16 protein-coding genes are annotated in these 23,189 nt (G+C 70.2%); 9 read left to right on the top strand and 7 right to left on the bottom strand.

Going from position 1 to position 23,189, the window contains the following annotated elements:
• Positions 1–971 precede the first annotated feature (971 nt).
• The 7 genes from ACSYGN_RS14505 to ACSYGN_RS14475 all read left to right on the top strand — a co-directional run bounded on the left by ACSYGN_RS14505 (position 972) and on the right by ACSYGN_RS14475 (position 8,993).
• Positions 972–1,745: an isoprenyl transferase gene (locus ACSYGN_RS14505; RefSeq protein WP_460395611.1), complete on the top strand. Its 774-nt coding sequence runs from the start codon at positions 972–974 to the stop codon at positions 1,743–1,745.
• Between the two features lie 393 nt (positions 1,746–2,138).
• Complete coding sequence (locus tag ACSYGN_RS14500) at positions 2,139–3,464, top strand: PhoH family protein (RefSeq protein WP_460395609.1); 1,326 nt, start codon at positions 2,139–2,141, stop codon at positions 3,462–3,464.
• A 484-nt stretch (positions 3,465–3,948) separates the two neighbouring features.
• Positions 3,949–4,653, top strand: a complete 705-nt coding sequence (locus tag ACSYGN_RS14495; protein ID WP_460395607.1) for an aggregation-promoting factor C-terminal-like domain-containing protein — start codon at positions 3,949–3,951, stop codon at positions 4,651–4,653.
• 162 nt (positions 4,654–4,815) lie between these two features.
• A complete protein-coding gene (locus tag ACSYGN_RS14490; RefSeq protein ID WP_460395605.1) occupies positions 4,816–6,351 on the top strand; it encodes an AI-2E family transporter in 1,536 nt (511 codons plus the stop codon).
• Positions 6,352–6,937: 586 nt separating this feature from the next.
• Positions 6,938–7,885, top strand: a complete 948-nt coding sequence (locus ACSYGN_RS14485) for a MarR family transcriptional regulator (protein ID WP_460395603.1) — start codon at positions 6,938–6,940, stop codon at positions 7,883–7,885.
• Positions 7,886–7,996: 111 nt separating this feature from the next.
• Positions 7,997–8,383 carry a roadblock/LC7 domain-containing protein gene (locus ACSYGN_RS14480; RefSeq protein ID WP_460395601.1) on the top strand — a complete coding sequence of 129 codons (387 nt, stop codon included), beginning with the start codon at positions 7,997–7,999 and terminating at the stop codon, positions 8,381–8,383.
• 181 nt (positions 8,384–8,564) lie between these two features.
• Positions 8,565–8,993, top strand: coding sequence for a hypothetical protein (locus tag ACSYGN_RS14475; RefSeq protein ID WP_460395599.1), 429 nt, complete (start codon positions 8,565–8,567; stop codon positions 8,991–8,993).
• Positions 8,994–9,125: 132 nt separating this feature from the next.
• Here the strand turns inward: ACSYGN_RS14475 and ACSYGN_RS14470 are convergent, their stop codons facing one another.
• The 3 genes from ACSYGN_RS14470 to ACSYGN_RS14460 are packed head-to-tail and all read right to left on the bottom strand — an operon-like array spanning position 9,126 to position 12,735.
• Entirely contained in the window at positions 9,126–11,495 is a 2,370-nt protein-coding gene (locus ACSYGN_RS14470; RefSeq protein ID WP_460395597.1) for an ABC transporter permease, read from the bottom strand.
• Positions 11,492–12,214 (bottom strand): ABC transporter ATP-binding protein, encoded by a 723-nt coding sequence (locus ACSYGN_RS14465; protein ID WP_460395595.1) that lies wholly within the window; start codon positions 12,212–12,214, stop codon positions 11,492–11,494. Before ACSYGN_RS14465 ends, ACSYGN_RS14470 begins: the two co-directional genes overlap by 4 nt.
• A complete protein-coding gene (locus ACSYGN_RS14460) occupies positions 12,211–12,735 on the bottom strand; it encodes a PadR family transcriptional regulator (protein WP_460395593.1) in 525 nt (174 codons plus the stop codon). Before ACSYGN_RS14460 ends, ACSYGN_RS14465 begins: the two co-directional genes overlap by 4 nt.
• A 408-nt stretch (positions 12,736–13,143) precedes the next feature.
• Here ACSYGN_RS14460 and ACSYGN_RS14455 point away from each other — a divergent pair, with 408 nt between their 5' ends.
• Positions 13,144–15,564, top strand: coding sequence for a transglycosylase domain-containing protein (locus ACSYGN_RS14455; RefSeq protein WP_460395591.1), 2,421 nt, complete (start codon positions 13,144–13,146; stop codon positions 15,562–15,564).
• 70 nt (positions 15,565–15,634) lie between these two features.
• Here ACSYGN_RS14455 and ACSYGN_RS14450 read toward each other — a convergent pair whose 3' ends face one another.
• The 4 genes from ACSYGN_RS14450 to ACSYGN_RS14435 form a co-directional block, all read right to left on the bottom strand.
• Positions 15,635–17,731 carry a SpoIIE family protein phosphatase gene (locus ACSYGN_RS14450; RefSeq protein WP_460395589.1) on the bottom strand — a complete coding sequence of 699 codons (2,097 nt, stop codon included), beginning with the start codon at positions 17,729–17,731 and terminating at the stop codon, positions 15,635–15,637.
• 371 nt (positions 17,732–18,102) lie between these two features.
• A complete protein-coding gene (gene fomD, locus ACSYGN_RS14445; protein WP_460403456.1) occupies positions 18,103–18,867 on the bottom strand; it encodes a cytidylyl-2-hydroxypropylphosphonate hydrolase in 765 nt (254 codons plus the stop codon).
• 89 nt (positions 18,868–18,956) lie between these two features.
• A complete protein-coding gene (locus ACSYGN_RS14440; protein ID WP_460395587.1) occupies positions 18,957–20,351 on the bottom strand; it encodes a class II fumarate hydratase in 1,395 nt (464 codons plus the stop codon).
• 242 nt (positions 20,352–20,593) lie between these two features.
• Positions 20,594–22,276, bottom strand: coding sequence for a fumarate hydratase (locus tag ACSYGN_RS14435; RefSeq protein ID WP_460395585.1), 1,683 nt, complete (start codon positions 22,274–22,276; stop codon positions 20,594–20,596).
• A gap of 159 nt (positions 22,277–22,435) precedes the next feature.
• On the opposite strand from ACSYGN_RS14435, the gene ACSYGN_RS14430 reads away from it, so the two are divergent.
• Complete coding sequence (locus ACSYGN_RS14430) at positions 22,436–23,170, top strand: DUF1707 SHOCT-like domain-containing protein (RefSeq protein ID WP_460395583.1); 735 nt, start codon at positions 22,436–22,438, stop codon at positions 23,168–23,170.
• Positions 23,171–23,189: the final 19 nt, after the last annotated feature.

Below are 23,189 nucleotides of genomic sequence, written 5' to 3'. Positions count from 1 at the left end.
AGCAAAGCTGCGCGGGCGGTACCGCGCAGAGGAGGGGGCTGCGCGGTACCGGTGCCGTCGCCGACGTCCCCGGTCGGCCTCGGTCCGTCCCGGTCGAGGGGGCGGTCGCCGTCCCGGCGGAGCCGTCAAGCGGGCGTTCGCCGGTGGGTCGCCCGTCGGAGGGACGCCGCGCGGATCGGCGGCGCGTCGTCGATCCGCGCCTTCGGAGCCGTAGACCCTCTTGATCGCCGGGCATATGGTCCGATTCCCTGGGAATCCACTGTGAATCGGCCATGATCGGCCCATGAATCAACGCCTTCAACCCGAGCGCCCCGCTGTCGCGCAACTCCGGAGAGTAGTTGTTTCGCGGCAATGCACGCAGCATCACTTACGAAGGGTTATGGTGGAAACCCCCCCTCGGGCCGGTCCGTATCCCCCCCCACGGACCGGCCCGTTTTTTCTTGCCCGCCCGGGCGGCCGGTTCCGGGCCGGTGTCCGCCCGGCGACCGACACCCGGGCCGGGCCGGTACTCGGCCCGGTGTTTCCTCGCCCGCACAGCGCCCGCCCAGCATTGCCCCGCATCCGCGCGGCTTCCCTACGGCCACCGGCCACCGGCCACCGGCCACCGGCCACCGGCCACCGGCCCCCGGCCCCCGGGCACCTCCCGAACCGTGCCCCAGCGAATGCACCCCGCGCACGCCCCCTCCGTACCGCCGTTCCGCGCCACGTCCGCACTCCCCTCCGCGCTCCCGCCCGCCCTCCCGGCCCCGCCCCGGCCCCGAGGACCGCACCCCCCGCCCCCGCCCCGCAGGGGTAGGCTTCGCCCTCTAGGACCGCCATTCGGGCGGCCGGACACACACGGCCGTCCCAAGGGCCTGTCGTGACGACAAGCCCTGGCGACCGCCACACGGACAGTGCCCGCCCTCTGCCGCCCCGACGCGGCCGAGCCCGTGCCACGCCTGTCCGATCCTCACGGAGGGGCTGACGATCACGTGAACCTGCGCGACAAGCTGCGCGGCCTTCTGGTCAGGCTGTACGCACGCCGGGTGGAAGGTCACCTGGACCACGCTCAGGTGCCCAAGCACATCGGCGTCATCATGGACGGCAACCGGCGCTGGGCGAAGGCGGCGGGCTCCACGACCGTGCACGGTCACCGGGTCGGCGCCGACAAGATCGACGAGTTCCTCGGCTGGTGCGCCGAGACCGAGGTCGGGGTCGTCACCCTCTGGCTGCTGTCGACGGACAACTTCGACCGGCCCAAGGACGAACTGGTCCCGCTCCTCGGCATCATCGAGGACGTGGTCCGCAGGCTCGGCGCCGACGGCCGCTGGCGGGTCCACCACGTCGGCACCCTCGACCTGCTCCCCTCCGGCATGCAGCGCACGCTGAAGGAGGCCCAGGAGGCGACCGCCGCGAACCACGGGATACTGGTCAACGTCGCCATCGGCTACGGCGGCCGCCAGGAGATCGCCGACGCCGTGCGGTCCATGTTGCTCGACGCCGCCGACAAGGGCTCCTCCATCGAGGACGTCGCCGACGCCGTCGACATCGAGATGATCGGCCGTCACCTCTACACCGGCGACCAGCCCGACCCGGATCTCGTCATCCGCACCAGCGGCGAGCAGCGGCTGTCCGGGTTCATGCTGTGGCAGACCGCGCACTCCGAGTACTACTTCTGCGACGTCTTCTGGCCCGCCTTCCGCAAGGTCGACTTCCTGCGTGCCCTGCGTGACTTCGCGGCCCGGCACCGGCGCTTCGGCGGCTGAAAACGTACGTATAGCTCGCACGCCGTGGCGAGCATTCACCCGTTCGCGTACCCGGACAGCCGTAGACACACCCGCCCGGAAGGACCCCCGTACCGCCCTCTCCCTGCCGATGTAACAAGGAGTTCACCGGCGCGTCGTCATATGCCCTGGCATGGCGGCGCGTGTTCGAGGGCATAAGCCAGACAGGTCGACACCCGAACCACGGGTGTCGGATCTCAGCGGGCGGCACGGGGCCGTCCGCCCGGGAGGCCCTTTGCACCAGCCCGACCGTGCGGTCGCTGCACGGAAGCAGCCGCGGAGGGCCGGTCCGCGGCCCCTCGCGTGCGAGGGCCGTCGACCGGTCCAGCACCGTCTCGTCGCTCCCCGACCTCATCCGAGGGGGTACGTCCTTCCGTGGTGACCAGCACAAAGCGCCACAAGCCAGACCGGCGCACCTATGTTCTCGACACCAGCGTCCTGCTGGCCGACCCGAACGCCCTGAGCCGCTTCGACGAGCACGAGGTCGTGCTTCCCATCGTGGTGGTCACGGAGCTGGAGGCCAAGCGGCACCATCCCGAACTCGGCTATTTCGCCCGGCAGGCGCTGCGCCTGCTCGACGACTACCGGGTGCGGTACGGCCGTCTCGACGCCCCCATCCCGATCGGGGAACTCGGCGGGACCGTCCGTGTCGAGCTCAACCACTCGGACCCCAGTGTGCTGCCCGGCGGCTACCGCCTGGGGGACAACGACTCCCGCATCCTCGCGGTGGCCCGCAATCTGCAGGCCGAGGGGTTCGACGTCACCGTGGTGTCGAAGGACCTGCCGCTCAGGATCAAGGCGTCGTCCGTGGGCCTCCTCGCCGAGGAGTACCGCGCCGAGCTCGCCATCACGGACTCCTCCGGCTGGACCGGCATGTCCGAACTGACCCTCCCCGGCGAACAGGTGGACCTCCTCTTCGAAGAGGGACACGTGTACGTCCCGGAGGCCGCCGACCTTCCCGTGCACACCGGTCTGACCATCCAGTCCGAGCGCGGCAAGGCACTCGGCCGGGTGACGGCGGACGGCAATGTCCGTCTGGTGCGCGGCGACCGCGAGGCGTTCGGCATCAAGGGCCGCAGCGCCGAGCAGCGCATCGCGCTCGACCTGCTGCTCGACCCGGACGTCGGCATCATGTCCATGGGCGGCCGGGCCGGCACCGGCAAGTCGGCGCTGGCGCTGTGCGCCGGTCTGGAGGCGGTCCTGGAGCGCCGTCAGCACCAGAAGGTGATGGTCTTCCGTCCGCTGTACGCGGTGGGCGGGCAGGAGCTCGGCTATCTGCCCGGCTCCGAGGCGGAGAAGATGAGCCCCTGGGCACAGGCGGTCTTCGACACCCTCTCGGCGGTCACCACCCGGGAGGTCATAGAAGAGGTCACCGCGCGCGGAATGCTGGAGGTTCTCCCGCTCACCCACATCCGGGGACGCTCCCTCCATGACGCGTTCGTCATCGTCGACGAGGCACAGTCACTCGAACGGAATGTGCTGCTGACCGTTCTGTCCCGGATCGGCGCGAATTCACGGGTCGTTCTGACCCACGATGTCGCACAAAGGGACAATCTGCGCGTCGGCCGATATGACGGTGTGGTCGCCGTCGTGGAGAAACTGAAGGGGCATCCGCTCTTCGCCCATGTGACCCTCACCAGGTCCGAGAGGTCCCAGATCGCCGCGCTTGTGACCGAAATGCTCGAAGAGGGGCAGATTTAAGTTATCCGCGGGAAAAAGCCGCACCTGGGACGGAAGGCGGGATCTGAGACCGAAGACCGGAAAGAGGAACGAACTCCGGATCTGTGGTCGAACAGCGGCAGTTGGCGCCGCCCGGCAAAGGCCGAGAGCCTAGCGGGGCGGCGCTTCTGCTTGTGGGGATTCTTTGAATCGTCTGGGCCAAACGGGGTGTGAGCTTTCACACTCAACTCAGAATTGCCTTGCGGCGCCGTGTTACGGCAGAGTCTCAATCCTGTCAGGCCCCGCATACGGCACAGTCGTACCCCCAGCGGTACGGCGCCCCGGTAGCAACACTGCCAACTCAACAGCGACGCCGTATGCCGCCCGAGCACCACGCGGCGCTCCCCGCAAGGGAGTTGCCCACGGGCCCGCGCCTCCCGTGACCCCGTAGTTGGGAGGCCAGCGTCAAGGGGCACGATTGCGTCCGCCAGGGTCACCGAAGCGGGCGATGCTGGAAGGAAACCGTGTGAGCCGGATTTCGGTCCGGGGATTCGCAGTGGCCTCCGCCACCGCGGTCACCGCCGTCGGAAGCGTCGTCGGAGTTGCCTCGGGCAGCGTCGCACAGAACAACGACGCCGAGTCGACGGCCGCCGACACCACGCTCCTCGCCGACATACCGACGGGTCAGCAGGCAGAGGTTCAGACCGCGACCGCGTCCCTGACGCAGCAGGCCGACGCCCAGGCGATCGCCGCGGACGCCAGCGCCAAGAAGGACGCCGAGGCCAGCGCCCGCAAGGCCGCCGCCGAGGCCGCCGTCGCCAAGAAGGCGGAGGCGGAGAAGGCCGCCAAGCTGGCCAAGGAGCGCGCCGAGGCCAAGAAAGCGGCCAGCCGCGACTCGGCCCGTGCCGACGCGTCCAGCTTCTCCGTGCAGAGTTCCTACACGGTCGCTCAGATACAGGCCATGGCACGCCAGATGGTGGCGAGCAGCCAGTTCCAGTGCTTCAGCAACATCGTGGACCACGAGTCGAGCTGGAACTACCACGCCGTCAACGCCTCTTCCGGCGCCTACGGCCTCTTCCAGGCGCTGCCCGGCTCCAAGATGTCGTCCGCCGGATCCGACTGGCAGACCAACCCGGCCACCCAGATCAAGTGGGGCCTCAACTACATGAACAGCCGCTACGGCAGCCCGTGCCAGGCGTGGTCGTTCTGGCAAGCGAACCACTGGTACTGAGCCCGCGCGGCCCGATCGTCCGCTGACGGCCGCCGAACTCAACCCTCGAGAGCCCCTCCCCGTCTTAGGGGGAGGGGCTCTTCGCCCTGTACGGTCGGACGCGACGACTCCGGAGGGAGTGGTGTGCGCAACGGGGGACAGAACACGGGTAGAGGACGGATCATGTCACGAGTGCCTGAGTGGCTCGGACGGCTCGGCGCCGGACTGACGGAGATGAGCGAGCGGCTCGACGAACGCCGGGTCCAGATCGAGCAGGACCAGGCGGAGGCGGGGCCTGCGGCGTCGGCCTCGGCGCCGGAGCAGGAAGCGGCACCCGTACCGAGACCGGTCCCGGTCCCGGTCCCGGTCGTCCCGGTCCCGGATACGGATCATCCGGCGGACGCGGATCCGCGATATGCGGATCCTAGAGACGCGGAACCGGCCGACGCCGTTACCGCCCCCGACGCCGAACTGCCGTCCCCGAAGCGGCAGCAGCCCGCCCCGCCCCCCACCCCCGTTGCTGTCCCCGTCTCTGTCCCTGTCCCCGTCATGCAGATGATCCGCCCGGATCCCGCGCACGCCGTGCCGTGGGGTGTGCGGGTCGCCGCCGAGGCGGGCTGGCGGCTGCTGGTGCTGGCGGGGACGGTGTGGGTGCTGATGCGGGTGATCAGTGCCGTACAGCTCGTGGTGCTGGCCTTCGTGGCGGCGATGCTGATCACCGCGCTGATGCAGCCGACGGTGTCCCGGCTGACCCGGCGCGGAGTGCCCCGCGGGGTGGCGACCGCGCTGACGGCGATCCTGGGCTTCGTCATCATGGGGCTGATCGGGTGGTTCGTGACCTGGCAGGTCATGGAGAACATCGACAATCTGTCCAACCAGGTGCAGGGCGGCATCGACGATCTGCGCAAGTGGCTGCTGAACAGCCCGCTCCATGTCACCAACAAGCAGATCAACGGGATAGCGAAGAATCTGCGTGACGCCATCGGCGCCAACACCGACCAGATCACCTCGGCGGGCCTGGCCGGCGTACAGGTGGTCGTGGAGGCCATGACCGGCATCCTGCTGACCTTCTTCTCGACGCTGTTCCTGCTCTACGACGGCCGGCGGATCTGGGAGTGGTCGCTGAAACTGGTCCCGGCCCAGGCACGGCCCGCGCTGGCCGGAGCCGGCCCGCGCGCGTGGCGGACGCTCACCGCGTACGTCCGGGGCACGGTGATAGTCGCCCTGATAGACGCCATCTTCATCGGCCTGGGCATCTACTTCCTCGACGTCCCGATGGCTGTGCCGCTGGCCGTGTTCATCTTCCTGTTCTCGTTCATCCCGCTGGTCGGAGCGGTGGCCTCCGGCGCGCTGGCGGTGGTGGTCGCGCTGGTGACCCAGGGTGTGTTCACGGCGGTGATGACACTGGCCGTGGTGCTGGCGGTCCAGCAGATCGAGGGCCACATCCTCCAGCCGTTCATCCTCGGCCGCGCTGTCCGCGTCCACCCGCTGGCGGTGGTCCTGTCGGTGGCGGCGGGCGGCATGATCGCCGGCATCGGCGGAGCGGTGGTCGCGGTCCCGCTGGTGGCGGTCACCAACACGGTGGTCGGCTACCTGCGTTCCTACGCCCAGGAAGAGGCAGCCCTGGCAGCCCAACTGGACGAGGAACCCCCGGAAATCGAAACGGCACCGACCGGCGGGACGCCATCCCGCGACGCGGGGGCCATGGATCCGGTCTGACCCCGGCCCGGGACCGCGCGGACGGACCGCCACGACTGGGCCGCCCTTGACCGCGGCACCCTGATGGGCTGTATCTGGCCGGGCCCCCTTGCCAGGGCTGGCTCCGTTGTGGCTGCCGATCCCGGTTCCCACCCTCACCGGGCCTGGCCCTTGCCCCGCGCGGGTTGGGTTCCGCCCTGTTCAGGCCCCGGTGCCGGGCCCGGGTGCCCGACGGGCACAGCCCGCGTGGGGTCCGAGGGGCGCAGCCCCTGGGGTCGGGACAGGGCAGGGGCGGCGGGGGCGGAATTCCCTTGCTCGGCAGCGTGCGGCGATCGCCCTGACCGGCGCCGTGCCCCCGACTCCCGCCGACGAGGCTGTCAGGACCTCGTCGAGGGCATCCGGGCAAGGACGCACGCGGCTTTCGAAAGCGTTCAAATGACCATCGGATAAAGCCAACCGAAGGGTCGGACTTCTCACCTTCCGGGCCGGAATCCGTCATGTGCAGCCAGCTCGGAAGACCTCGGCCGTCCCCCTCGGCCCGGCTGATACACATTGCCCCCTCAGCGCTATGCGTCAGGCGTATGTGCGAAAAAAGCCAAGGGGAGTGATGTCGGGCTTTCGGGAGGGCGTTCGGGATTCGCTCGGCCGGGTCGGATTCGAGCTGCTGGCGCAGGCCCTGGCCGCCTGCGGAGGGGACGGATACACCGGGGACCTGCGGGTGACGGGCTCGCCCGGCGGCACCTTCCGGCTGCGGAACGGCCTCGTCGTCGCCGCCGAGACCCCCGGCGCTCCCGGCCCCGAGACGCTGCTGCTGCGCTCCGGCCGGGTCACCGGCGAGCAGTGGGCCGAACTCGTACGGGAGTCCGGCGGTTCGCGCTGGCCGGCCGACGGTCTGATCGCCCACGGCTACGCGGGCGCCGCACAGCTCAGAGTGGTCTGTGTGCTGGCCCTCCAGGACGCCGCCTTCGCGATCGCCGCAGGTCAGATCGACGGCTGTATCCGCATCGACCCCACCGACCCCGCCGAGCAGCCCCGGCTGGCGGAGTCGCTCCTCGCCTCGGTCGCCGTGGGCGAAGGACCCTTCCGGCTGCTCCAGGACGCGGCCCGCCGGCTCGGCGCCGTGGCCTCCCTGCCGTACCCCGTGCACCCCGACCGTGAGCGCCCCGTGCCCGGTGCGCCGCTACGGCAGCTCAGCGGCTTCCAGGCCGAGCTGCTGATCCATGCCGACGGCCGCCGTACCGCCCGTGACCTGGCCTTCCGCTGCGGGCGCGGTGTCTACACGGTCACCGTGGAGGTCGGCCGGATGCTGGCCGAGGGCCTGCTGGAGTGCAACGGCGCCCCCGTGCCGATACCCGTGCGGGTGACGCCCGAAGGTTCTCCCGTACGGCAGCGCGAACCGGCGCCGCCCCCTTTGCCGCCCGCACCGATCCCGCTGCCGCTCAACCTGCCCCGCCGCACCCCCGGCGCGAGCGGTATCACCGAGACCCTCACCCCGCAGAAGAACGAGACCGGCTGGCGCGGATTCTTCCGGCTGCGCAACGGGACCGCGCGATGAGGAACACCAACGCACCGGACGCCTTTGAACAACTCCGGTGGATAACTCCGAACACCCGTGAACCACAACCGTCACCAGGCGAAAGTCGCCGAAAATGAGGGAGTTGCGCCAATGGACCACGAAGCGCTCGCGCGGGAAATGCGCGGACTGCGGGAACAGGTCACCGGAATCACCGACACCGCGCTCGCCGCCTGTGACGGACTGCTGATCGCCGCCGACACCGCCGACTCGATCGACCCGGAGGGCCTGGCGGCGCTCGCCGCGGCGGGGCTCGGGCTGGCTCGGCGCACCGCCCACGCGACCGCGCGCGGCGCGCTCCGGCAGACGGTGACCTACGGCAGCCACGGGTGCGCGGCGTTCTACGCGGTGGGCGACACCGCCCTGATGGTCGTGCTCGGCGACGAGGGGATCGACGTGGACCGGCTGCACCGGGCCACCCTGCCCGCCCTCGACCGCATCGGCTCGATCCTCACGGCGAAGACACCCGAGGGCGTCTGAAGCAGACCGGATGAGCCGGCGGCATCCGAGGCCCCAGCGGCCCCGCAGGCCCCAGAAGTACCACCAGCACAGGCCCCAGAAGCACCACCAGCACAGGCCCCAGAAGCACCACCAGCGGCACCAGACGGCCCCCATGGCCCAGAGGGCCTAGAGGACTCAGAGAACCAGAGGAACCAACGGAATGGCGACGAAACGTATGACTACGGGATTCTCCGACCAGGTGATGAGCCTTGTGAAATCGCTGCGCACGGACGCACCGGACTGCGTCGCGGCGGGCGTGGTCGACATGAGCACCGGGATGCTGCTCTCGTACGAGACCGTGGACAACCACCCGCCGGAGGTCCTCGACCTCCTCGCGGGCGCCACCCTGGACCTGTTCCAGGGACGTACGGTCGTGATGATCGAGGACGTCTTCAAGGAGCGGCGGGGGAGCAGCAACGACAACCACTTCTTCCAGGAGATCCTCGTCAACAGCGACAACCTCACCCACCTGTTCGTGAGGATGACGGAGCAGCAGGACGTCATCGCCGTCGTCGTCTGCCGCAAGTCGGTGAACGTCGGCATGCTGTTCGCACAGGTCCGGCGGGTGGTCAAGGAGCACAGCCTGTAGCCGGACAGCCGGACAGCCGGACAGCCGGACAGCCGGACAGCCGGACAGCCGGACAGCCGGACAGCCGGACAGCCAAAGCACCAGACGGGACGGTGGCCCCTCCCCCGCGGCAGGGGCCACCACCGGTTTCGGCTACTCCGTGCGCAGCCCGTCCGGCCGCATCAGCCGCAGCAACGGCGGCAGGCTGAGCAGGGTCACCACGAGGACGACCCCCGCGCCGATCCCGGTCATCGCGGCCACGCTCGCCCAGTCCACGGTCACCGCCGTGGCGGTCATCTTCAGCAGCACCACGCCCAGCGCAAGACCCACCGCCGAGGCCAGCAGCAGGCCCAGCCCGATCGGGATCGCCGTCTGCCACAGCACCGACAGGCCGAGGGTGCGGCGCCGGGTGCCGAAGGCGACCAGCGCGGACAGCAGCTTCTTGCGCTCCCGCAACTGCTCCAGCTGCGAGACCAGCAGGCTCGCCCCGATCAGCGCGAGGACGCAGGACGCCCCGACGAACAGGCCGGTGCGGATCGAGGTGAACTTCATGTCCTGCGTGGTCGACGACCAGGTCTGCACGGAGAGCAGCGGAGAGATGCCGACGGCTGTGTTGCGGACGTGCTCCAGGGCGTCCGGCACCGAGCGGTCGATCGACAGATACAGCGACTCGCTCACGGCGCTCTCCGCGGCGTGCGGCAGTGCGCCCCGGGTCATCAGCACACCCTGCCGGGTCAAGCCGTTGGGATCCTTGACCGTGGTCACCTGGCGCAGCTTCCCCCGTACCGTCCAGCTCGCGCCGGTGCCCGGGTCGTCGTTGGTGTAGCCCGGGTCGAGGTACAGGGTGCGGCCGGGCTTGGCCATGGCGATGTTCCCGGACTCCGAGTTCTTGGCGATGAACACGTCGCCGTCACGGCAGGACGGGAGCTTCGCCACCTCGCGCAGTGCGGCGCAGTCGCCGAGGGTGAAGTCGAGGAAGTTCTCCGGGTCGGTTCGCCGGTCGGCGAGGGAGCCGTTGCCCAGGGCGATGACATGGCTGACGCCCTTGGTGGCGCCGAATTTCGCGGCGGACGCGGTGATCGGTGTGCCGTCGGGCATTTCCACCTGCATCTGCGCCCGGGTGAGGTCGTTCGAGGTGTCCTTGGTGTACTCGTGCTCCACGCCGGCGAACAGCATCTGGAGCGCGATCGCCCCGGCGACGGCCACCGCGATGCCGTTGACCATGCGGGCCGCCGTACCGCTGCTCAACTGGAGTCGGCGCACGGCCAGTTGCCACGCCACGCCGCCCGAGTTCAGCCGGGCGACCACCGACTCGACGACCCAGGGCAGCAGCGCCGTCACTCCGACGAGCAGCAGGACGACACCGCCGGTGACCATGTACTGGTTGAAGTCGCCGTTGGCGTGGCCCTTGCCGATCATCGGATAGAGCAGCGCGAGACCGCCCAGCGGCAGCAGCAGCCGCCACCACAGCCGGCGCCGCGCGGGGCGCGCCGTACGCACCACGCCCAGCGGCTCGATGACCACCCCGCGCAGCGCGAACAGTGTCACCAGCACCGCCGCGGCGGGCACCGCCACCGCGACCAGCAGGGCGAGGACGGGGGAGGGGTTGAGATAGCTGGGGAACACGCTGACGCCCAGTACTTCTGCCTGGCCCGCCAGTTGACGGCCGATCAGGAAGAAGACCGTCCCGAGGACAAGCCCGGCGAGCGCGCCCGCGAGGGCCTCGCCCGCCGCGATCCGCCGGGTCATCCCGCTGTCGGAGCCGACCAGCCGCAGCGCGGCCAGCCTGCGGTCGCGCCGCTCGCCGCCGAACCGAACGGCCGCGGCGATGAACACGGCGATCGGCATCAGCAGCACCACGAACACCACCAGCGCCAGCAGCAGCAGCACCGGGTCGGTGCGCTCGGGCGACGCCGTGGGGCTGCCGTAGCGGTCGATGCGGGCCACGGTGGGCGGGTGGATCTTCGAGGCGAGGTTGTCGGCGCCCGCGTAGTAGGCCAGTTCGTGCGAGCCGATCAGACCGCTCTCCCCGATGGTGCCGACGACCCGGTACGGCAGCCGCTCCCGCAGCAGCTTCCCGCCGCCGGACGCGAGCAGGTCCTTCAGCGCGGGGGAGACCAGCATGTCGCCCGCCGCCGGGAACTTCGCCACACCCGGCGGCAGCGGTGACCGCGCCCCCTCGGGCTGCACCAGCCGGCCGCGCACGTCCTTGCCGCGGAACGTCGTGTCGGTGTCGGCGATGACCAGGGTGTCGTCGGCCCGGGGCATGGTCTTCTGGCTGTAGGTGTAGTCGAGCCGGGCCTCCTCGCGGTCGTGCCGGGCGACCAGGATGTTCGGCACCGCCGTCGTCAGCAGCAGCACCGCCACGCCGAGCCCCACGCCGACCGCGGTCAGCGTGACCCGAACCCAGCTCTCGCGCCCGCCGGTGAACGCGAACCGGACCCCCATGCCCAGGTCCCGGCCCCACTGCCGGAGCCTCCCCGGCTGCGCGGGTCGCGGCCGGAGGGACGTCTGCGCGGTCATACGATCCGCTCCATGTCCCGCGACCGCCCGTCCCGTACGACGATCTCGCGGTCGGAGTAGGCCGCCACCCGCGCCTCGTGCGTGACCAGCACGACGGCCGCGTTCGCCGAGCGGGCCGCGTCCGTGAGCAGCTCCATCACCCGCTCGCCGTTGAGGGAGTCGAGCGCGCCGGTCGGCTCGTCGGCGAAGATCACCCGGGGCGAGGTGACCAGCGCCCGCGCCACCGCGACCCGCTGCCCCTGACCGCCGGACACCTCACCCGGCCGCTTGCCCGCGACGTCGTCGACCTCCAGCCGCGCCATCCACTCCCGCGCGGTCCGCTCGGCGGCCTTGCGGGGTGTGCCGTTCAGCCGGAGCGGCAGGGCCACGTTCTCGGCGCAGGTCAGCTCCGGCACCAACTGCCCGAACTGGAACACGAACCCGAACTCCGAGCGGCGCAGGGCGCTGCGCTCGGCGTCGTTCATCACCGCCATCTCCCGGCCGTCGTAGCGGATCGACCCGGAGTCGGGGGTGACGATCCCGGCGAGGCAGTGCAGCAGGGTCGACTTGCCGGAGCCGGAGGGGCCCATCACGGCGACGACCTCGCCGGGGTGGATGGAGAACCCGGCGCCGTCGAGGGCGAGGGTCGGGCCGTACGCCTTGCGCAGATCCTCGGCGACGAGCAGGGAGCCGGCCGGGGCGGACACCGGGGAGGCTTCGGACGCGGAGACCTGGCTCATGACGTCACCGCCTCGGCGAGCTTGTCGAGACGGGCGGCGGTCAGTTCCAGCCATCGCAGATCGGCCTCCAGATGGAACAGGGCGTGGTCGCAGATCAGCTGGTCGGCCAGGTCGCCCTTGCGCTTGCGGTCGGTGAGGATCCGCATCATCCGCAGATGCTCGGAGCGCTGGGTGTCGAGGATGTCGCCCGCGTCGCGGTGCGTGAGCAGCGCCAGGACGACCTTGGTGTAGAGGGTCGACTGGAGGTACGGCTCCGGCTTCTCAGGGGTGGCGAGCCAGCGCCGCACGTCGGTGACGCCGGCCTCGGTGATCGCGTACCGCTTGCGCTCGGGCCCGTCGCCGGGCTCGATGCCGTCGACCTCGACCATCCCGTTCTTCAGCAGACGGGACATCGTCGAGTAGACCTGGCCGTAGTGCAGCGGCCGGTCGTGACCGAACTTCTCGTCGAAGGCACGCTTCAGGTCGTAGCCGTGCCGGGGCCCGGACTCCAGGAGCCCCAGGAGAGTGTGACCGATGGACATGAGCAGCACTGTACACACGGTGTATACCCCTGATGTATACGCGCTGTGCGCAGACCGCTGTCCGAGGTGGGGTGCCCGCAGGTGACAGGCGTTTGTCACAGTTCCGCTACACGCCGGCCGCGCGCTTTTGGCCGTTCGCGCGCCCTTCCCGGCCGATTGCTGTTCCAGGCGCCACACTTCAGCCGTCCGTGGCAACCTCCGGCGCTGCTCGCACGTCGGTTGAGGCAAGGATGGGTGCTGATTGTCACGTGCCCGGTGGACCGGATCGCGGGCCGTTTGTCATAGAGAGCGGTGTTAGCTTGCAGAGCTGACCTGAGCCGTGGCCCGAGTGCCGAACGAGCACCGACAGTCCAATCGAGGTCGTACGACACTCGCGACCCACGAGAACGAAGCGGAGCGGACGCAGTCATGGGACGAGCGGAAGACAGACGAGCGCGGCAGCGCGGTGGCCGCCGCGCGACGCCCGAGCGCTCGTCCGGGACGACGGCGTCGACGGGACCGTCCGGCACTCCGGGACCGTCCGGCACTCCGGGACCGTCCGGCACTCCGGGACCGAGCGGCGGTCGTGCGGCGGCCCGCCGGGCGGCCCAGGGTAAGGGCAGGGCCAAGGCCAAGGGCAGGGCCAAGGGGGGCGGCGACGGCAGGTCCTTCATACGCCGGATGTTCACCTGGAAGAAGATCCTCGGCGCATTCCTCGGCGTCTGCCTGCTCGGCATCGGCAGCTTCATCGCGATGTACATGCTGATCGACATCCCGGCGGGCAACGCCCAGGCGTTGCAGCAGAGCAATGTCTTCAAGTACAGCGACGGCAAGCTGCTGGCCCGTCAGGGCAAGACCAACCGTGAGGAAGTCAACCTCGCCAAGGTGCCCAAGGAGGTGCAGCACACCTTTGTGGCCGCCGAGAACAAGTCCTTCTACAACGACAACGGCGTCGACCTCAGGGGCACGGCCCGCGGTCTGCTCAACACACTGTCCGGCAAGGGCGCGCAGGGCGGTTCGACGATCACCCAGCAGTACGTCAAGAACTACTACCTGACGCAGAACCAGACCGTCACGCGCAAGCTGAAGGAACTGGTCATCTCGCTGAAGCTGGACCGGGAGAAGTCGAAGGACTACATCCTCGCCGGCTACATCAACACCAGTTACTACGGCCGTGGCGCCTACGGCATCCAGGCCGCCGCGCAGGCGTACTACCGCGTCGACGCCCAGAAACTCTCGGTCGAGCAGGGCGCCTATCTCGCCGCACTGCTCCAGGCCCCCAGCCAGTACGACTGGGCTGTCGCCTCCGACACCAGCAAGAAGCTGGTCCAGGCACGCTGGAACTACGTCCTCGACAACATGGTCGAGGAACACTGGCTGGACTCCGCCAAGCGCGCCGAGCTGAAGTTCCCGATACCCAAGGAGCCCAAGGCCGCACCCGGCATGGGCGGGCAGACCGGCTACATCGTGGACGCCGCCAAGACCGCGGTGGAGAAGCAACTCGTCGCACAGGGCACCGCGCCGACCTTCAAGGACGCCGTGGCGCTGTTCGACCGGGGCGGCTGGACCGTCACGGTCAACATCGACAAGAAGAAGCAGGCGGCGCTCGAGAAGGCCGTCAAGGACCAGCTCACCAGCAAGCTGAACGGCAAGAAGCGCGCGGTCGACAAGAACGTCCAGGCCGGTGCCGCGTCCGTCGACCCGAAGACAGGCAAGGTCGTCGCCCTGTACGGCGGCGTCGACTACTTCAAGCACTACTACAGCAACGCGACCCGCCGGGACTACCAGGTCGCCTCCACCTTCAAGCCGGTGATCCTGGCCTCCGCGCTCGCGGACGGCGCCCAGACGCAGGACGGCAAGACGATCGACGCCAACACGGTCTACGACGGCACCAGCGGTCGGCAGGTCGTGGACAACGGCAGCAAGGTCGGATTCGGCCCGCCCAACGAGGACGACCAGAACTACGGCGACATCACCGTGCAGACGGCGATGAACAAATCGGTCAACTCCGTCTTCGCGCAGATGGGTGTCGACGTCGGCATGAAGAACGTCATCGGCACGGCCGGGAAGCTCGGCATGGACACCGACGGACTCCAGGCGGTGCCCGCGCAGACCCTGGGCTCCATGGGCGCGAGCCCGCTGGAGATGGCCGGTATCTACGCCACCCTCGACAACCATGGCAAGAAGGTCACCCCGGCCCTGGTCGCGAAGGCCGAGCACAAGGACCACACGGTCACCTTCTCCGATCCGATCGGCGAGCAGGTGATCAGCAAGACGGCCGCCGACACGGTGACCTCGGTGCTCACCGGCGTGGTCGACGACGGTACGGCCCGTACGTCGGTGGCCGACAACCCCGCCCGCAACGGCCAGCAGGTCGCGGGCAAGACCGGAACCTCCGACAACAACAAGTCGGCCTGGTTCACCGGCTACACCCCGGACCTGGTGACCTCGGTCGGTCTGTTCGGCGAGGACATCAAGACCGGCGCCCATGTGAGCCTCAAGGGCGCCACCGGGCTCATCCCGGGCAGCGGACGTATCAACGGCGGCGGCTACCCGGCGAAGATCTGGGCGGCGTACACCTTCGGCGTGACCAAGAAGTCCAAGTTCGACCTGGACACCACTCAGGGCGCGGCGGTCAAGCCGTCGACCACCCCGTCGGCCACCGAGTCGGCCAGCGAGTCCCCGTCCGAGACGCCGTCCCAGACCCCGACGAGTGAGGCACCGACATCGCAGGCGCCGACGCAGACTCCGACGCAGACGCCGACGCAGACCCCGACGCAGACCCCGACGCAGACCCCGACCGGGACCCCGACGACGGGCGGCGCGACCGGACAGCCGCTGACGCAGTAACAACAGTAGGCAACGGAAAAGGGGAGGGGCGTCCGGCCGGGCGCCCCTCCCCTTTTCCGTCGTTTCCGTCCTACGACCGGTTCAGCTCGAACCAGACCACCTTCCCGGTGCTCAGCCGGGTCGCCCCCCACCGCCGGGCCAGCCGGTTGACCAGGTACAGTCCCCGGCCGCCCTCGTCGGTGGCGCGGGCCTGGCGCAGCCGGGGGAGCTGCGGCACGTCGTCGCCGACCTCGCAGCGCAGCACATCGGTGCGCAGCAGACGCAGTGTCACCGGGCGGGAGGCGTAGCGCACGGCGTTGGTGACGACCTCGCTGACCAGCAGCTCCACCGAGTCGCTCAGCTCCTCCAGACCCCAGCGGGCCAGCGCGCGGCGGGCCAGCCGGCGGGCCCGGCCGGGTGCCGCGTCCTCCGGCTCCAGGAACCAGTACGCCACGTCGCTCGGCGCGATCCCGTCGAAGCGGGCGGCGAGCAGCGCGATGTCGTCGTCCCGGTCGCCCGGGCCGAGCATGTCGAGCACCTCGTCGCACAGGGCTTCCAGCGGCGGCGGATGGTCGGGCCCGGTGAGCTGCGCGGTCGCGGCGAGCTTCTCGCGGAGCTGCTCTATGCCGGTCCACACGTCACGCAGCCGGGACTCCACCAGGCCGTCGGTGTAGAGGAGCAGGGTCGCCCCGGCGGGCGCGTCCAGCTCCACCGCCTCGAAGTCGACGCCGCCGACGCCGATGGGCGCTCCGGGCGGTACCCGCAGCACCTCGGCACGGCCGCCCAGATGCAGCAGGACGGGTGGCGGATGACCGGCGTTGGCGATGGTGATGCGGTGCGACACCGGGTCGTAGACCGCGTACATGCACGTTGCCATGCGGTCGGTGCCGAGCCGTTGGGCCTGCTCGTCGAGGTGGTGCAGCACCTCTTGCGGCGGCAGGTCCAGCCCGGCGAGGGTCTGCGCGGTGGTGCGCAGCTGGCCCATGATCGCGGCCGAGGTCATGGAGTGGCCCATGACGTCGCCGACGACCAGGGCGACCCGGCTGCCGGGCAGCGGGATGGCGTCGTACCAGTCGCCGCCGACCCGCGCGGTCTCGGCGGCCGGCAGATAACGGGAGGCCAGCCGGACCCCGGTGGGGCGGGGGAGATGCTCGGGGAGCATGGTGCGCTGGAGTTCGTCGGCGATGTACGCCTCACGGCCGTAAAGGACCGCTTTGTCTATGCCGAGGGCGCTGTGCGTGGCAAGTTGCGCGGCGACCAGCAGATCGTCGGCCTCGAAGGCGAGCCGATCGGGGCGGCGCAGGAACACCGCGGCGCCGATCACCCGGCGGCGGCCGCGCAGCGGGGCGAGGATCGCGCGCTGGCCGGTCGGCACGATCAGCTCGCCGTCGTCGCCGAGCAGTTCGGGCAGCGCGGCACGGGCGGCGGGCGCATCGGCGAACACCGGGCGCACCCCGCGCAGTACTTCGGTGAGGGCGCCGCCGGGCCGGACCTCGCACAGTTCGGCGGTGACCGCGGACAGTTCCGACAGCTCGGGCTCCGGCTGGAGCACCGGCCCGAAGCCGCCGTCGGTGTCCCGGTCCTCCGGGATCCGGTCGGTGCGCCGCAGCCGCAGCACGACGGGGCCGGTGGGCCGTTCGTCGCCGACCGGCAGCGGGTCGCGGAGATAGACGAGGATCGCGTCGGAGAAGGTCGGCACGGTCGCCCGGCACAGCCCCATCACGATCTCGTCGAGGTCTATGCCGCGGGCGATCCGCCGGGTCGCGGCGCCCACGAAGCGCAGCCGGTCGCCGTCCCGGCGCATCGGCATGGGCCGCCCCGGCGTCACTCCGAGGCCGCTGCGGCGCTCGGCGGGGCCGGGCCGCTGCTCGTCGCCCGGCTGGGCCGGTATGCCGTCCGTGACCGGACGCGGGCGATGGGTGCCGTGCTCGGTCGCCGACGGCTGGGCGTGCTCGGGGCCGGTGCCGGAGGTCATGGGCGTGCCCGGGGGCGCGGTCTCCTTCTCCTGGGCGCAGGCCGCGGCCGTCGCCGGACCTGTTGCGGGTGTGTCACCGGTGCGGGCCTGCGCCGGTAAAGCGGTGGACGCCGTCGCGGCGGGCGGCACGGAGGCACGCATCAGCGCCCCGCGGGGGTCCGAGGGGTCGACTCCCGTCTGGGGATGCTCGAAGAAGGCCGGCTGCTCCGTCACGCCTGTCGAATCCGTCCCGTGGGGGCCGCACGCCGCATGCGTGCGTCGTCCCGCCGACTTGCCGATACCCGCAATACGTGCCCCAGGAACGGAATTCCCGCGTGGCCTGAGGCTGTTCCTGTGCCACCGGCACGACCCGCGCCGCCGGCACGACAGGCGCCACGTGCGCCACCTGCCCCCACGGCGCCACCGGCGAACCCCGTGGGGTCCGTGCCGGAGTTCCCCTCGTACCCCTCGCTCACGTCCTGCCGCCCCTCGATGACGTTTGGGATGACGTTAGATCAGACTCGCCGCATGCTTCGGAGTTGCCCCTGAGCGCGCCCTTGCGGAGGACGATCCTACGTTTCTTGACCAGGGGCGCATCAAGGGTCTCATGAGGACACGTGCGCAGGCGTACGGTCCCAGTCCTCCGGCAGTGACGGTACATCCCAGGACGGATCCGGGCGCCAGTTCTGCCAGCCCTCGGAGAACGGCGGCCCCCAGCAGCGGATCGCCTCCACCGCCGAAAGGCCCGCTTCCCGCACCTGGTCCGCCAGCCGCGCGTCCATCAGCCCGTCCCGCTGGGCCTGGGCGAACTCGTCCTCGTCGTGCCACTGCCAGCTGCCGTCCGGTCGTACGGAGATGTCCAGAAAATGGTCCTCGGAGTCCACTCCGCCGTGCCACCGGGTCAGTGGTTCCTCAAGGTTGACGTACCAGTTCTTGAACCGCCAGCCCGGTTCCCAGAACAGCCACACCGACCAGGGCTCACCGGGCCGCGCCAGCTTCAGCACCCCGGTCCCGGCCCACCGGTCGCGCCGTACGGTGCGCGGCTTGGTGTACCGCGACTCCAGCGGCTCGGCGTGCAGCGGGGTGCCGTCGGCGATCACGGGCCGCATGCACTCGGTGCCGGGTGCCATCCAGACGGCGAGTGTGTCGGCGTCGTCCCGTACGACGGTGACGGGCCGTGCGATGTGGAAGCGCGCGCCGGAGTTCTCCCGGTACCGCCACAGGATCTGCGTCCCGGGGACCCAGTACGCCGCCGGATGCGCCGTGTCTTCCACGTATCCCGCGTCTTCCGTGTCTTCCGTGTCTTCCGTGCCTTCCGCGTATGCCGCGTATTCCACGTCCCTCACCGCTCCGCCGTCTGCCATGAACAGATATTAGGTGCCTGGGGCATACGACGCCGGGGAAACCCCGGACGGTTCACACTGGGGACGGCACTGCTGCGTGACGGTTTACGGACGTGTCACGGACGGGTCATCCGCAGGACATCCAGCGCCCGGTCGAGCTGTTCGACCGTCAGGGTTCCCCGCTCGACATAGCCGCCCTCCAGCACCACTTGACGGATCGTCTTCCGCTCGGCGAGCGCCTTTTTGGCGACCTTGGCGGCTTCCTCGTACCCGATGTACCGGTTGAGCGGGGTGACGACGGAGGGGGACGACTCGGCGTACTCGCGGGCCCGCTCCCGATGGGCGACGATCCCGTCGACGGTCCGCTCGGCGAGCAGCCGGGCCGCATTGGCGAGCAGCCGGACGGACTCCAGGACATTCTTCCCGATCACCGGAAGCATGACATTGAGCTCGAAGTTCCCGGCGGCACCGGCGGTGGTGACGGTGACGTCGTTACCGATGACCTGGGCGGCGACCATCAGCACGGCTTCCGGGACGACCGGGTTGACCTTGCCCGGCATGATCGAGGACCCCGGCTGGAGATCGGGCAGGGCGATCTCGGCGAGCCCGGTGCGGGGCCCGGAGGCCATCCAGCGCAGATCGTTGGCGATCTTCGTCAACCCCACGGCGACGGTCCGTAGCTGCCCGCTGACCTCGACGACGGCGTCCCGGGCACCCTGTGCCTCGAAGTGGTTCCGTGCCTCGGTGAACGGCAGCCCGGTGACCCGGACGAGCTCCTCGATCACGGCGGAGGCGAACCCGGGCGGCGCGTTGATCCCGGTCCCGACGGCGGTCCCCCCGAGCGGCAGCTCGGCGAGCCGCGGCAGGGCGGAACGCAGCCGCTCGACACCGTGGCGCATCTGGGCGGCGTACCCGCCGAACTCCTGGCCGAGGGTGACGGGGGTGGCGTCCATGAGATGGGTCCGCCCGGACTTCACGACGTCGGAGAACTCGTCGCTCTTGCGCTCGAGGGCCTGGGCGAGCTGTTCCAGCGCGGGGACGAGATCACGGACGACGGCCGAGACGGCGGCGATGTGGATGGAGGACGGAAACACGTCGTTGGACGACTGCGAGGCGTTCACATGATCATTGGGATGGACATCCCGTCCGAGCCGCTCGGAGGCGAGCGTGGCGAGGACTTCGTTGACGTTCATGTTGGACGAGGTCCCGGACCCGGTCTGGAACACATCGACGGGAAAGTGCTCGTCCCAGACCCCGGCGGACACTTCCTCGGCGGCCTCCTGGATCGCCCGGGCGATGTCCGCGTCCACCACCCCGAGCTGCGCGTTCACCTTGGCGGCGGCGGCCTTGATGCGGGCGAGCGCCTCGATATGGGCGCGCTCGATCCGCTGCCCGGAGACGGGGAAGTTCTCGACGGCCCGCTGGGTCTGGGCCCGCCACTTGGCCCAGGAGGGCACGAGCACGTCCCCCATGGAATCCCGCTCGACGCGATACCCGTCACCACCGGCCACGCGGACCACCTCCGGTGAGGTCAGCGTGCCGGGGGCGCGGGCTATTCCGGGTTTCGCCCCCGCCGCCCCTTCCCGTCCCGACCCTGGGGCTCCGCCCCCGTACCCCCGCTCCTCAAACGCCGGAGGGGCTGATTCTTAGCCGTCCGGCGTTTGAGGACGAGGCCCGAAGGGCCGACAGGGGGGTCTGGGGGCGCAGCCCCCAGGGTCGGGAACGGGAAGGGGCGGCGGGGGCGAAAACCCTCCTACGCCGGCCCGGCGGCCCCCCGAACCGGAATCGACGTGAACGTCGGCTGAGGCGCAGGATCCTGGAAGAAGTCATTCCCCTTGTCGTCGACCACGACGAACGCCGGGAAGTCCACCACCTCGATCCGCCACACCGCCTCCATCCCCAGCTCCGCGTACTCCACGACCTCGACCTTCTTGATGCAGTCCTGCGCCAACCGCGCCGCAGGCCCGCCGATCGACCCCAGATAGAACCCCCCGTGGGCCGCACATGCGTCCGTGACCTGTCGGCTCCGGTTGCCCTTGGCCAGCATGACCTTGGACCCACCCGCCGCCTGGAACTGCTCGACGTAGGAGTCCATCCGCCCGGCCGTGGTCGGCCCGAAGGACCCGGAGGCGTAACCCGACGGAGTCTTCGCGGGCCCCGCGTAGTACACCGGGTGATCGCGGAGGTACTGCGGCATGGCCTCCCCCGCGTCCAGCCGCTCCTTGATCTTGGCGTGCGCGATGTCACGGGCGACGACCAGCGGCCCGGACAGCGAGAGCCGCGTCTTCACAGGGTACTTGGTCAGCTCGGCGAGGATGTCGTCCATCGGCTGGTCGAGGTCGATGCGGACGACATCGCCGTCGGAGGCGTCGAGGTGCTCGTCCGTCGTCTCCGGCAGGAACCGCGCCGGATCGGTCTCCAGCTGCTCCAGGAACACCCCCTCGGCGGTGATCTTGGCGACGGCCTGGCGGTCGGCGGAGCAGGACACGGCGATGGCCACGGGGCAGGAGGCCCCGTGCCGCGGCAGCCGCACCACCCGCACGTCGTGGCAGAAGTACTTGCCCCCGAACTGCGCCCCGATCCCGATCCGCTGCGTCAGCTCGAAGACCTTCTCCTCCAGCTCCTTGTCCCGGAACCCGTGCCCGAGCGCGGAGCCCTCGGCCGGCAGCTCGTCCAGGTAGTGCGCGGAGGCGTACTTGGCCGTCTTCAGCGCGTACTCGGCGGACGTACCGCCGACGACGATCGCGAGATGGTACGGCGGACAGGCGGCCGTACCGAGCGAACGGATCTTCTCCTCCAGGAACTTCATCATGGCGCCCTCGTTGAGGACGGCCTTGGTCTCCTGGTAGAGGAACGACTTGTTGGCGGAGCCGCCGCCCTTCGCCATGAACAGGAACTTGTAGGCGCCGCCGTCGGTGGCGTACAGCTCGATCTGCGCGGGGAGGTTGGAGCCGGTGTTCTTCTCCTCCCACATGGTGAGCGGAGCCATCTGCGAGTAGCGCAGATTGAGCTTGGTGTAGGCGTCGTAGACACCGCGGCTGAGGGCCTCCTCGTCGCCGCCCCCGGTCAGCACCTGCTGCCCGCGCTTGCCCATGACGATCGCGGTACCGGTGTCCTGGCACATCGGCAGCACGCCCGCGGCCGCGATGTTGGCGTTCTTCAGCAGGTCGAGGGCGACGAACTTGTCGTTCGCCGAGGCCTCCGGGTCGTCGATGATGCGGCGCAGCTGGGCGAGATGGGCGGGGCGCAGATAGTGCTGGATGTCGTGGACGGCCTCCTCGGCCAGCCTGCGCAGCGCCTCCGGCTCCACCTTGAGGAACGTCCGCCCGTCGGCCTCGAAGGTGCTGACGCCCTCCGCTGTCACCAGCCGGTACGGGGTCGTGTCCTCTCCCAGGGAAAGGAGATCGGTGTACGCGAACTCAGGCATCGGGCCCATTCCTCACTCGGCAGCCAGGTGCGGCCTCCATCGGCAGCGCTCCCAGCGTAGAACCCGGGCCTGGAGGGCCGGCTGTGAGGTAAGGCTCAGTGAGCGGTGCGGCGATTGACCGTCCACAGGCCTAGTCGCGATCTATCGCGTTTCGGTACGCTGCTGCCCGTGGACCTTCAGAAGCATGCCCAGCAGAGCCCGGCCCCGACCCCCGCGCCGGCTCCGGCTCCGGCTCCGGCGCCGCGTGTCGGCGAGCTGCGCGCCTCGGACGCCGACCGTGACCGTGTCGCCGACATCCTCCGCGAGGCCCTGGCCGAGGGCCGGCTCACGGCCGACGAGCACGCCGAGCGTGTCGAGGGGGTGCTGCATGCCAAGACGGTCGGCGAGCTGGATGTCTTCATCCAGGATCTGCCCGTCGCCCATCAGCGCCCCGCAGCCTCCGGGTACATACCGGTGCCGCCCCGCCCGTCACCGGACGCGATACCCCATGACGCGGACGCCAACGTTGTCGCGGTGTTCAGCACCGCGACCCGCAAGGGCCGCTGGCGCGCGGGCCGACGGCTGCACGCGTACGCGATCTTCGGCACTGTGGAGATCGACCTGAGCGAGGCGATCTTCGAGTACCAGCAGGTCGTCATCAAGGCGATATCGGTGTTCGGCACGGTCGACGTCCGGGTCCCGGAGAACATCTCGCTGCGCGGCACGGGCGGCGGTGTCCTGGGCACCTTCGACGTGCGCACGCTGGACTCGGTGGAGCACGACGCGCCCGTGGTGTACATCGACGGATGGGCCGTGCTGGGCACCGTGGACGCGCGGCCGAAGCGCGGCAAGACCGTGGCGGACATCCTCGACCGGGTGCAGAGCAAGGTCGACAAGGCAGTGCGCAAACATCTGGACCGTTGACGGTTGTGAATGCGGCGGG

This window comes from Streptomyces sp. YIM S03343 (assembly GCF_054729195.1).
Note: the sequence above shows the minus strand (reverse complement) of the source record. Positions and strands in the feature narration are given on the sequence as shown.